12 protein-coding genes are annotated in these 11901 nt (G+C 67.2%); 6 read left to right on the plus strand and 6 right to left on the minus strand.

Annotated elements, in window-relative coordinates:
* Positions 1-244: 244 nt before the first annotated feature.
* Complete coding sequence (locus AB3347_RS09975) at positions 245-619, plus strand: KGG domain-containing protein (RefSeq protein ID WP_369091636.1); 375 nt, start codon at positions 245-247, stop codon at positions 617-619.
* A gap of 375 nt (positions 620-994) precedes the next feature.
* On the opposite strand, the gene AB3347_RS09980 is transcribed toward AB3347_RS09975, so the two are convergent.
* Positions 995-2176 (minus strand): glycosyltransferase, encoded by a 1182-nt coding sequence (locus AB3347_RS09980; RefSeq protein ID WP_369091637.1) that lies wholly within the window; start codon positions 2174-2176, stop codon positions 995-997.
* 487 nt (positions 2177-2663) lie between these two features.
* Complete coding sequence (locus AB3347_RS09985) at positions 2664-3893, minus strand: hypothetical protein (protein WP_369091638.1); 1230 nt, start codon at positions 3891-3893, stop codon at positions 2664-2666.
* A 228-nt stretch (positions 3894-4121) separates the two neighbouring features.
* On the opposite strand from AB3347_RS09985, the gene AB3347_RS09990 reads away from it, so the two are divergent.
* Both AB3347_RS09990 and AB3347_RS09995 read left to right on the plus strand, forming a co-directional pair.
* Positions 4122-5414, plus strand: a complete 1293-nt coding sequence (locus AB3347_RS09990) for an NCS2 family permease (protein ID WP_369091639.1) — start codon at positions 4122-4124, stop codon at positions 5412-5414.
* 123 nt (positions 5415-5537) lie between these two features.
* Positions 5538-6350 (plus strand): YdiY family protein, encoded by an 813-nt coding sequence (locus AB3347_RS09995; RefSeq protein WP_369091640.1) that lies wholly within the window; start codon positions 5538-5540, stop codon positions 6348-6350.
* Here the strand turns inward: AB3347_RS09995 and AB3347_RS10000 are convergent, their stop codons facing one another.
* From AB3347_RS10000 to AB3347_RS10010, 3 genes are all read right to left on the minus strand, one after another.
* Positions 6351-7652 (minus strand): aspartyl/asparaginyl beta-hydroxylase domain-containing protein, encoded by a 1302-nt coding sequence (locus tag AB3347_RS10000; protein WP_369091641.1) that lies wholly within the window; start codon positions 7650-7652, stop codon positions 6351-6353.
* Positions 7653-7737: 85 nt separating this feature from the next.
* Positions 7738-9057 (minus strand): MFS transporter, encoded by a 1320-nt coding sequence (locus AB3347_RS10005; RefSeq protein ID WP_369091642.1) that lies wholly within the window; start codon positions 9055-9057, stop codon positions 7738-7740.
* Entirely contained in the window at positions 9054-9377 is a 324-nt protein-coding gene (locus AB3347_RS10010; protein ID WP_369091643.1) for a thioredoxin family protein, read from the minus strand. The genes AB3347_RS10005 and AB3347_RS10010 overlap by 4 nt, the downstream gene beginning before the upstream one ends.
* Before the next feature lie 183 nt (positions 9378-9560).
* On the opposite strand from AB3347_RS10010, the gene AB3347_RS10015 reads away from it, so the two are divergent.
* From AB3347_RS10015 to AB3347_RS10025, 3 genes are all read left to right on the plus strand, one after another.
* Positions 9561-9740 carry a DUF3606 domain-containing protein gene (locus AB3347_RS10015; protein WP_369091644.1) on the plus strand — a complete coding sequence of 60 codons (180 nt, stop codon included), beginning with the start codon at positions 9561-9563 and terminating at the stop codon, positions 9738-9740.
* A gap of 279 nt (positions 9741-10019) precedes the next feature.
* The gene (locus AB3347_RS10020; RefSeq protein WP_369091645.1) at positions 10020-11180 is read left to right on the plus strand and encodes a mechanosensitive ion channel family protein; all 1161 of its coding nucleotides are present in this window, start codon (positions 10020-10022) and stop codon (positions 11178-11180) included.
* A gap of 23 nt (positions 11181-11203) precedes the next feature.
* Positions 11204-11335, plus strand: a complete 132-nt coding sequence (locus AB3347_RS10025) for a hypothetical protein (protein WP_369091646.1) — start codon at positions 11204-11206, stop codon at positions 11333-11335.
* Positions 11336-11342: 7 nt separating this feature from the next.
* On the opposite strand, the gene AB3347_RS10030 is transcribed toward AB3347_RS10025, so the two are convergent.
* Positions 11343-11894, minus strand: coding sequence for a hypothetical protein (locus AB3347_RS10030; RefSeq protein WP_369091647.1), 552 nt, complete (start codon positions 11892-11894; stop codon positions 11343-11345).
* Positions 11895-11901 lie beyond the last annotated feature (7 nt).

Raw genomic sequence — 11901 nt, forward strand, 5'->3', positions numbered from 1 at the left:
GAAAACTGGAGCATGGCGATCGGCGTGTTTCTCGGCGCGACGACCTTACTAGCAAGGCGTTTTGGCGGGCCCGGCGGTATGCGCCGGACCGGTCCTACACCGATGGGCCGGGCAGTCCTATTCCGCCGCCGAGGCCGCCGTCCTATGATGGACTCACCTCTTCCGGAACACGTCGCCCGCAGGACGCGGAGGACCGGCCCGGGAGGGACTTCGACCAACCCTGTCATCGATAAAGGAGATCATCATGGCATCGAACAACCAGGGAAACAGCAAGCGCGGCTTCGCATCCATGGACCAGCAGAAGCAGCGTGAAATCGCCTCGCAAGGCGGACGCGCTTCGGGTGGCGGCAATCGCGGTAACGCGCAAAGCGGCAACGGCGGCAACAGCCAGAGCGGCGGCAATAGCGGCAACCGTGGCTTCGCCTCGATGGATCCGCAACGCCAGCGCGAAATCGCCTCGCAGGGCGGCCGTGCCGCTCACGCTTCGGGCAATGCCCACGAGTTCACCTCGGAAGAAGCACGCGAGGCCGGCCGCATGAGCCACAAGAACGACGGCAACCAGCAGAGCGGTAACAGCGGTAACAGCGGAAACGGCGGCGGACGCGGCGGCAACCGCTAAGCGGATGCCCTGATCCTCACAAGCTCTCGACACCCGGCGGGACGTTCCAGGACGTCCCGTCGGTTTTTTTGGCGCTGTCATCTTTTACTATGGATGAGGTGTGAACTGCCGAGCTGTTTCGTGGTCGAACGCTGGTCTCCATCACCGGAAAAGCGCATGCGTGCACCTCGGTGCAGCGACGGTCGCGCCGCCTATCGGGCCTGACGGCAACCGGATTACGTCCGCCGCGCAATTGCTGCGCATCGCCATCGGCGTCATCCATAGTTAACGATGACAGCGCCCAAAAAAACACGGCGGCGGTACCCCGAAGGGTCCGCCGCCGTGCCGTCGCCAGCCAGCGCCGCCGGCTTCCCGGTGCGCTGGCCGCTTACCCTGTCAGGCGCTCTTCGCGACCGGCAGCTGGGTGGCCTTCACCGGCATCGCCTTGACGGCCTCCGGGGTGGCCGGCAGGCGTGCATGGCGGCCCGGGACGGCGCTCTCGATCAGTTCGTGCATGCGCGACGCGGTCAGGTCCCACGAGGTGTTGGCCACCACTTCACGCATGCGCTTGGCCATGGCCTGGCGCTCGCTCTCGCCCAGGGCCAGCTGGCGCTCGCAGGCGGCGATGAATTCCTCCGGGGTGGCCGCGATGGCGACCACGTCGCCGTAGGGTACCTTGACGTCGGTGATCGGAGTCGAGACCGCCGGCAGCTCGGCCGCCATGTACTCGAGCACCTTGGTCGGCGAGATGAACTTGGTCGAGTCGTTCATCGCGAACGGCAGCAGGCAGAGGTCCCAGCCGGCCAGGAACTGCGGCAGCTGGTCGTAGGTGCGCTGGCCCATGTAGTGGACGTTCGCTTGCTTCGGCAGGGTCGCCGGGTCGATCTTGACCACCGGGCCGACCATCACGATCTGCCATTCCGGATGGGCATCGGCCAGCGCCGAGACCAGGTCGACGTCGAGACGCTCGTCGATCACGCCGTAGAAGCCGAGGCGCGCGTGCGGGATGTGGGACTGGTCCGGGTGCGAGATGGCGCGGTCCTGGGCCTGGCGGAAATGCTTGGCGTCGACGCTGCTCGAGAAGCAGTGGGCATTGGCGTGGCGGTCGCGCTTGGACTGGTACAGGCTGGGGCCGCCGGTGAAGACGACGTCGGCCATGTTCAGCAGTGCGCTCTCGCGCTGCAGCAGCTGTTTCGGCGCATGCTTGAACATGGCCAGTTCGTCCATGCAGTCGTAAACGATCTTGGACGGGTTCAGGCCCTGCAGCAGGGGCAGCGCCATCGGGGTGTAGAACCAGACCACCGGCTGCTCGCCTTCCGGCACGAGGTCGCACAGCAAGGTCTGCAGGGTCGGGAGCTGGTCGTCGTGGAAGCCTGGTGCATGGATTGCGGTATGCGGCTGGCACACCGTGATGTTCGGCGCAACCGCCGTCTTCTTCAGGTATGCCTGCCCTTCGCTATACACCGGTTCCTCGACAAACAGGATATCGTAGTGTTCCGCCAGACGGGTCATCAGGTGCTGTGGACGCTGGAAAACGAAGTCCCAGCGCAGGTGGCAAAACACGATCAAGGTCGGCATATTCAATTCCTTTCGCCTTTGTGGCGCTATTTTGTTGGTCAAGCCTGGCAGTTCTTCTCTCTGTGCCAGTCCCCGGCTGCGTCGATCGCGGCGCGTTTTGCGCGCACTGGCGATCCGATCATGCACCGGACTCCGTTATCGTAACATGCAAAATTTCCAATATTTTCATTTATACATTGCAATATTTATAACAGGAAATAGGAAAACTGAAAGTTACAATCTGCCTCCATAGGAGAGCCCCCACTGATGAGCGTACTCATGTAGGGCAGTTCCTACATCCATACAAGAAAATCCACTACGAAAAGTCGTCCCGGTTTTTACCGTGCACGGGCGTGCGGAAGCCCTGCCGCACCCGCGACAGCCCGTGTTTCGTTCGGGAAGAGCTGCCGGGAACGGCGTCGGGCAGCTGCGCAAGCGGCCGCCGAGGTGGGAGGAAAGGAGGTCGCCCGCCGCCCGGCTGGCGGACGGGACCGCGGTTCGGGCCGTGTCAGCCCGGCTGGTAGGGCTCGGCGCCCTCGGGGTGGCCGTCCTCGCTGAAGCCCTCGGCCACCGAAACCCCCTCCAGGCCGAGCGACAGCAGTGCATCGCACAGATTGTCCATCTCGCTGCCGAGGTCGGCCGCCAGGTCGACCGGGGTCTCGACGCTGCCCCAGGGCCTGCCGCCGTCCAGCGCGTACAGGTTGACGCGCAGCACGATGTGCTCGCCGGCGTCGAGCGGCGCCACCGCCGCGTGCACGCGGTCCGGTTCCAGGTCCTTGGCCGCCAGCGTGCGCGCCACTTCGGACAGCACGCCGAGGGTGCTCAGTTCGCTCACGCCCTGCTCCTTGGCGCCGTAGAACAGGTCCTGGTACAGGAAATCGACGTGCACGGCATCGGGGTCGCGGGCCAGCAGGCGCCGTACCAGGGGCGCGACCTGGAAGGTCCAGGCCCGGTAGCGCTCCTCGCGCGCGGCGTACCAGGCATCGGCGCCCTCCTCGTCGGCCGGCACCGCATAGAAGGGATCGTCGGTGCGCTTGAGCGAGAAGCCGAGCAGGAAGCGCAGCTCGAGCGCCGACTCGTCCGGCGCGAAGCGCTCGCCGGTCCAGCCGCGGATGCTGGCTTCGATGGTCGGCGCCGGTTGCAGCCTCTTTTCCAGCAGCGACGCGGCGGCTTCGCGCAGCATTTCCTGCAGGGTCGAGTAGCTGACGTGGTCGATCTCGGCCAGGTCATAGGCGTGCTGGACCAGCACCATCTTGCCGGCCGCGCTCTCCAGGCCGGCCGGATGGAAGCTGTTGGCCAGCGTCTCGAAGGCTTGCGCATCCTGGAAGGTGTCGGCCGCCCGCAGCCCGCCCTGGGTGCGCACGAAGAGCGGGATCAGGAAGGCGTCGATCTCGTATTCGACGGCGCCACCCTTGCCGCGATTGCCATCCTCGCGGCGCAGGCGCAGGGTGGCGGCTTCCTCCTCGATGCGGCCGCGCAGCAGGCGGCAGGCTTCCGGGTCGGTATAGCGCGCCACTTCGATGGCCTCGTACAGCGCCTCGTCGCGCTTCTTGCGCAGCAGCTTTCGCACCGTCGCCAGCAGTTCCTCTTCGCGCTCGGAGGCAGCGCCGAAACCGGGCGCTTCCTCGCGCTCGGCGATGGCAAGGGCCAGGTCGGCCAGCTCCTGGGCCAGCGACGCATTGTCCGGCTCGCGCGGATTGTTGGAGGTACGGGGCAGCGGGCGCTTATTCTTCGGCATGACATGGTGAGCTGATGATGGAGACGCCATGTTAGCGCATTGGCAGGCCCCGGGTGGGCGCTTTCGGGCGGCCCGGGGGCGAACCAGGGCGAATCAGGGGGAAATAAGGGGAATCAGGGTGATTTTGGGGCGATTTTTGGGTAAATCAGGGGCTAGGTCCCCTCCTTTGGGGCCACCCGAGGGCCCGGGAGTGTTATGCTTCAGCCAAAATAACCATGGAGCGCAGCAATGCTCGAACGATTCTTCAAGCTCACCCAAAGCGGCACCGACGTCCGCACCGAACTCGTCGCCGGCCTGACCACCTTCCTGACGATGGTCTACATTATCTTCGTCAACCCCTCGATCCTTGGCGACGCCGGCATGCCCAAGGAATCGGTGTTCGTCGCCACCTGCCTGGTGGCGGCGCTCGGCACCGCGGTGATGGGCCTGTATGCGAACTATCCGATCGCGATGGCCCCCGGGATGGGCCTGAATGCCTATTTCGCCTACGCCGTGGTGCTCGGCATGGGCGTGGCCTGGCCGGCGGCGCTCGGCGCGGTGTTCATCTCGGGCTGCCTGTTCATCCTGGTATCGCTGCTGGGCCTGCGCGGCATGATCGTCAACGGCATTCCGAAATCGATGCGCGTCGCCATCACCGTCGGCCTGGGCATGTTCCTGGCGCTGATCGCGCTGAAGAACGCGGGCATCGTGGTCGCCAGCGAGCCGACCCTGGTCAAGGCCGGCGACCTGCACAAGCCGGAAGCGATCATGGCCGTCGTCGGCTTCTTCGCCATCGTGGCGCTCGACCGCCTGCGCGTGAAAGGGGCGATCCTGATCGGTATCGTGCTGGTCACGGTGCTGTCCTTCTTCTTCGGCGGGAACACCTACCGCGGCATCTTCTCGGCGCCGCCCTCGATCTCGCCGACCCTGTTCCAGCTCGACATCCCGGGCGCGCTGTCGGCCGGCATCCTGAACATCGTGCTGGTGTTCTTCCTGGTCGAGCTGTTCGACGCCACCGGCACCCTGATGGGCGTGGCGCGCCGCGCCGGCCTGCTGGTCGAAGGCAAGCTTGACCGCCTGAACAAGGCCCTGCTGGCCGACAGCGGCGCCATCCTCGCGGGCAGCGTGCTGGGCACTTCGAGCACCACCGCCTACCTCGAAAGCGCCTCCGGCGTGCAGGCCGGAGGCCGTACCGGCCTGACCGCCCTCACCGTCGCAGTGCTGTTCCTGGCCTGCCTGTTCATCGCGCCGCTGGCCGGCGTGGTGCCAGCCTACGCGACCGCGCCGGCCCTGCTGTTCGTGGCCTGCCTGATGCTGTCCGACCTGGGCGAGGTCGAATGGGGCGATTCCACCGAAAGCATTCCGGCGGCGGTGACGGCGCTGGCCATGCCCTTCACCTTCTCGATCGCGGAAGGCATCGCCTTCGGCTTCATCAGCTACGCCGTGCTCAAGCTGCTGACCGGCCGCGCGCGCGAAGTGGCGCCGGTGGTCTGGGTCATTGCCGCCCTGTTCACCTTCAAGATCGTGGTGATTGGCACCTGATGCAGGAACTTGACGGCGGCCGGGGCCGCCGCACGATTGAAATGCCTTAAAAGTGTCTCAAAGCATCGGTTTCAGCCTTCTTTGCGTTACAATGTCGCGCATCTTGCTGGCAATACGGTGCTTATGAAACACTTCAAATTCCCTGCAGTTGCGTTGGCGCTCGGCTTGGGCGCCGTTCATGGGGCAGCACGGGCCGATCTCGATCTTCCGGCTGTCGGCAACGTGCACGCCCCGATCGCGGTGGCGATGCCGGCCGAGCTGCCGGAAGGCGGCTGGTTCACGTCGGCCGAACTCGGCGCCATCACGACCTCCGGCAACACCACCGGCACCTCGGTGACGGGCAAGATCGACGCCCGTCACGAAACCGCCAACTGGCGCCATGAATTCATGCTCAGCGGCTTCTTCAAGGAAGACGAGTACGAGGACGACGACGGCAAGGTCGAGCGCAGCAAGTCGGCCGAGCGCTTCGCCGCCTCGGCCAAGGCCTCGCTCAAGCTGCTGGGAGAGGGCAAGCGCGCCTTCATCCTCGGCTCGCACGTCAACGACCGCTTCGGCGCGTATACCCGCTATTCCTCGATCGCGGTCGGCCACGGCTCGCGCTGGCTGAATACCGAAGACAAGACGCTCGACGTGGAAGTCGGTCCGGGCTACTTCGCGGGCGAACGCGCCACCGGCGAGGACGAAAGCGGCGTGACCGTGCGCGGCGCGGCCCAGTTCCGCTGGCGCGTCAGCCCGTCGGCCTATTTCGCCCAGACGGTCAGCGTCGAGAAAGGCACCTCGAACACCCACTCGGTGGCCGAGACCTCGCTCAGCACCAAGATCAATTCCACCATGCAGATGAAGGCCGGCTTCAGCGCCCGCAACGACAGCAGCGTGCCGACCGGGAAGAAGAACACCGACACCCAGACCTCGCTGACGATGGTCTATTCGTTCTGATCAGAGACCGTAGCCGTCGGCGCCCTGGCTGAAGGCGTTCATCCCGGCGCTCATGGCCGTGATCAGGGCGCGTTCGGCGCGCGACAGCTGTGGGTGCCAGATGTCGAAGATCAGCACCACGCGCAAGGCCTCGCTGTCGTTCCAGGCCTCGTGCTCGATGGTGTCGTCGAACACCCAGGCCTTGCCCACTTCCCAGGCGCGGGTATCGTTCCCGACCCGGAAGCCGCAGCCGGGCGGCACGATCAGCGGCAGGTGCGTCACCAGGCGCACGTTGCTCACCCCGGTGTGCGGCGGGATCCGCGTGTGCGGCTTCAGGACCGAGAACATCGCGCTCGGCGTGCGGCCGGGCTGGTCCGGCTGGGGCGCCCCTGCCAGCAAGTCCATGGTGCGCGGGCAGCGCGCCGCGTTCGCTTCCACCGGCGCGCCGTTGTCGATCAGGCGGAAGGCGCTCCAGTTCAGCGACTTGTTGAGTTCCGCCCACTGCGCCAGCGGCTGGTCTTCCGAATAATCGATATAGGGCGTGAAGCCCTGCTCCTGCGCCAGCACGGCGAGGAACTCGGCGCGGACCACCTCGGTCGAGGCTTCGAACGCGTCGAGCCAGGGAAAATCTTCGCGTTCGAAGAAGGTCACCGGCGCCAGCCCCTGATAATGGAAGAATTGCGGCTGCGGGTCGTAGCGGCGCTTACGGCCGAGCATCACGTCGAGCGAATCGCGGAAGCGCTGCAGCTCCCGCTTGCCTTCCTCTCCGCCGAGCTCGCGCAGGCAAGGTGCGAGGAAGTCGTCGAGGAAGCCGCCGAAACTGTGCAGGTGCTCCTGGTGCCAGGCCAGCGCCTCGCGCACCGCCGGCTGCAGGTCCGGCGCCAGGCTGTCCAGCGGAGGGCTGACCGCCGCCACCGCGGCGCAGGCGCTGGCGGCTTCCTGGCGCCGGCCCTGGCGGATGCACAGGCGGCTGCGCAGCACCAGGGCCACCAAGTCGTAGGGATCGACGGTGAGCGCGCCGCGGATGGCCGCCTCTTCGGCGGCCTCGTCGCCCATCGCCAGGCAGACCACGGCCAGGTTCAGCCATGGCTGGAGCTCGCGCCCGTCCGCCGCGACCAGGCGCTCGAACAGGGCGCGCGCACGTGCCAGGTCGCCGGCCTGGAAGGCCTGGTGCGACAGCGCGCGCAGGGCGCGCGCATGGCCGGGCGCACGCGCCAGGATGCTTTCCCATAGCTGGGCCGCGCGGCGTCCGTCGCCGCGGCTGCCGGCTTGCAGCGCCTCGCGTTCGAGGGCTGCGATCTGCTCGATATGTGCCTGCTGCATGGTTTCCTCAATGCATATTTACACATGCATTCTGGGTCAAGCGTATGCATATTTGCAAGCAGTATTTACATCAAGCAGCACGCCTTCAGCGCGAGGCCGCCGGGAGCGGCGCCTGTGGCCGCGCCCCGCCCACCATCAGCAAGGCGAGCAGGCTCAGCAGCGCCGCGGCGCTCAGATAGTAGCCGACCCAGGCCAGGCCGTAGTTGGTGGCCAGCCAGGTCGCGACATACGGCGCCAGCGAGGCCCCCAGGATGCCGGCGAAGTTGAAGGTCAGCGAGGCGCCGGTATAGCGCACCTCGGGCGGGAACAGCTCGGCCAGCAAGGTCCCGAGCGGTCCGTAGGTGAAGCCGACCAGGCACATGCCGAGCACCATGAAGCCGCCCACCGCCGCCAGCGTCCCGGCGCCGAACAGCGGGCCGAACAGCAGTCCGAACAGGGCGATCGCCGCGCTCACCAGGATCATCGCCATGCGGCGTCCGTGGCGGTCGGCCAGCAGGGCCGAGGGCGGGATGGTCAGGCCGAAGAACACCACGGCCACCAGCTGCAGGGTCAGGAACTGCTGGCGCGAGAAGCCCAGCTTGCTGGTACCCCAGCTCAGCGCGAACACCGTCATCAGGTAGAACACCACGAAGGTCGCCAGCGCGACAATGGTGCCGAGCACCAGCGCGCGGGTATGGTCCTTCAGCACCGCCAGCGCCGGCACCTTCACCCGTTCGTTACGGTCCAGCACTTTCTGGAAGTCCGGCGTCTCGGTGATCTTGAGGCGCACGTACAGCCCGACCAGCACCAGCAGCGCGCTGGCGAGAAAAGGGATACGCCAGCCATAGGCGAAGAAATCGGCGTCGGACATGAACCGGTCGAGCAGCAGGAAGGTCCCGCCCGACAGGAAGAAGCCGATCGGCGCGCCCAATTGCGGGAACATGCCGTACCAGGCGCGCTTGCCCGGCGGCGCGTTCTCGGTGGCCAGCAGCACCGCTCCGCCCCACTCCCCACCCAGCCCGAGTCCCTGGCCGAAGCGGCACAGGGCCAGCAACAGCGGCGCCAGCGTGCCGATGCTGGCATAGGTCGGCAGCAGGCCGATCAGCACGGTGGAAACGCCCATGGTGAGCAAGGCGGCCACCAACGTGGCCTTGCGCCCGATGCGGTCGCCGAAGTGGCCGAACACGGCCGAGCCGACCGGCCGCGCGAAGAAGGCGATGGCGAAGGTCGCCAGCGACTGCAGGGTGGCGGCGGCCGGGTCGGCGGCCGGAAAGAACAGCCGCGGGAACACCAGCACCGCGGCGGTGGCGTAGATGTAGAAGTCGTAGAACTCGATGGTGGTGCCGATCAGGCTTGCGAACAAGACCGTGCGCGGCTTGTTGGCGGGCGCTGCCGGCGCTGATGCGCTTGCTTCCGCTGCGCTCATGCGGCACCGGCCTGGGCCAGCGCCACGCGCACTTCGTCGCTCGCGACCGGACGCACCACGCGCGCCACTTCCTGGCCATCCTTGAGCACCACCACGGTCGGCCACAGCTTGATGCGGAACGAGCGGCCCAGCGGCCGTCCCGGCCCATCCTCGACCTTCACGTGGCGCACCGACGGGCTACCGGCCAGTGCTTCGTCGATCAGGGGCTCGGCGGCGCGGCAGTAGCCGCACCAGTTGGCGCCGAAATCGAGCATCACGGTGCCCGGCATCGCGTCGACGGCGCTGCGCTCGGGCTGGGCGGTTTCATAGGGTGCGGACATGCGGGTCTCCTCTTCTGGTGCAGGATTGCTGTTGATATTGCAAGCGTACCTGAAAAAGTTGCCAGTGGCACGGTCCCCGGGGCGATTCCGGTTCGATATCGTCTGCTTAGGTGAAGCAGCGAACGGAACGCCCCGGCTGTGGCTGGCACTCTGGCAGCAAGCAAAGTGACCAAGGAGGAAATCATGGCGGACAATCTGCAAAATAGCGGCGCACAGGACCGCGCCCGCATCAACGTGCACGAGGAATGGGAAGTGCGTCACTGGACCGAGGCGCTGGGCGTGAGCAAGGAAGAGCTCGAGCGTGCGGTAAAACAGGTCGGGCCGAGCGCGCAAGCCGTGCGCGAACACCTGAAGCGTCACTGATCCACGCCGCGGGCGCCGCGCCAGCAGCCCGCTCGCAGCGCCGGCCCGGCGCCAGCCGCGCGCGGGCTGCCGGCGTTCCGACGCGCTGCACGCTCCGCTACCGCCGCCACGCCGTAATATCCCCGCGTCCGGCGGCCGCCGCCGCACGCATCCACGCAATACCGCCAGGCTTGCGGCGCCGCCCCCCATGGGTGACGCGCCCGAGCGCCACCGCTGCCTGCCCCACCCGTCTCCTGCGGCACGCGCGCCCGGCGCCGGCTCGCCTGAAAGGAGTCCGGTTTGAATAATTTCTACGCCCAGGTTCACAATTTCTTCTCGTCCCTCGACATCACCCTGGCGAACGCCCTGTTTGCCGTCGGCGCCGCGGTCGCCAGCTACCTGCTGATGCACGGCGCCCTGATCCTGTTCCGCCGCCGCCTCGGCCAGCTCAGCACAGACCGCCAGCACGGCACCATCGCCCAGGTGCTCAGCAAGACCCTGGCGCGCACCGGCACCCTGGCCATCCTGGCCACCGCGATCCTGATCGGCCTGTCGGTGCTCGACCTGCCCGAACCCTGGAATACCCGGCTCGGCCACCTGTGGTTCTTCACGCTCGGGATCCAGATCGCGATGTTCCTGCACCGCGCCGTCCAGATCGGTTCGCGCCGCTATTTCCGGAGCCATGGCCGTGCCGCGGTCGACGACCAGGTCACGGTGGCCCATACGGTCGTGATCTGGCTGCTCCAGACCGCGGTCTGGGTGGTGTTCATGCTGGCCATGCTGTCGAACCTCGGGATCAACGTCACGACCTTCGTCGCCAGCCTCGGTATTGGCGGCGTGGCCGTCGCGCTGGCGGTCCAGAACATCCTGGGCGACCTGTTCGCCTCGATGTCGATCGCGGTGGACAAGCCTTTCGAGGTGGGCGACTTCGTCGCGGTCGACAAATTCTCGGGCACCGTCGAACACGTCGGCCTGAAGACCACGCGCCTGCGCGCCCTGAGCGGCGAACAGATCGTCATCGCCAACGCCGAGCTGCTGCGCCAGACGGTCTATAACTACAAGCGCATGAGCACGCGACGGATCGTGTTCGCCCTGCGCGCCAGCCCGGACACCCCGCCTGCGCTGGCGGCCAAGGTGCCCGGCCTGCTGCGCGACATCATGGGCAGGCAGGAAAAGCTGCGCTTTGACCGCGCGCATCTGAAGACCGTCGACCAGAACTGGATCGAGTACGAGATTGTCTACACCATGCTCGACGCCAGCTACGACCTGTTCATGGACACCCAGCAGGCCATCAACCTCGAGATCCTCCAGATGTTCGCCGACCAGGGCATCTCGGCGGCGCCGCGTCCCCAGCAGATGCTGCTGCAAGCAGCGCCGGAGGGGCGTGCGCTGCGCAGCGCGGACGAACCGGCGGCCAACGAAGGCCAGCCCGGCGCCCTGGCGCGCCATGTACAACACTGAGCAGACAGCGATTGGAGCATGCGATGAACCAGCCGAAACAGCAACAGGAAGTTCCGGGACACGAGTCCGCACTCAGCCCGCAGGCCGATCACGGCGAGTCCAGCTACATCTCGGGGGCGCGCATCGCTGTGACGGGCGGCACCCCGACTCTCTGACGCGGATTCAGTCGGCGCCGCCTGCGCCGGCCGATGCGCCGCCGCCCAGCGACAGCGAGGCGGAGGCGCTGCCGTGTGCCGTGGCCGATTTCTGCGCCCCGTCCGAGCCGGACGCGGAACCCGAGGCTGATGCCGAGGCGCTACCGCTGCGCGAGGCGCCCTGCCTCACGGACGCCGCGCCGCTGCGCGCCAATCCCGCGCCCGAGCGCAGCGATCTGCCTGCCTTGCCGCCCGCACCGGCACTGCCCCGCCCGGCCGACGCTGCGGCCGACATTGCGCTGGACGCGGCGCCGGGCAGGCCGGCGCTCGCCACCGTGAGACCACGCCCGGCGGCGCGCGTGTCGGCATCAGGGCGCGCCTCGCGCACGCGCTCCACGCCGCGGCCCGCCATGCCCGACGCCGAGCGCGCGAACTCCGCATCCAGTCGGCCGCCGCTGCGCATCATGCCGCCGACCGACCCGCCGAGCCCGCCGCCTCCCAGCAACTGGGCGTGGGCGCAAGCGCTGGCGCCCAGGGTCAGCGCGATGGCAATCTGTTGAACGATCTTGTTGGTTTTCATGGTGTTC

This window comes from Massilia sp. X63 (assembly GCF_041023745.1).
GTDB lineage: Bacteria > Pseudomonadota > Gammaproteobacteria > Burkholderiales > Burkholderiaceae_D > Telluria.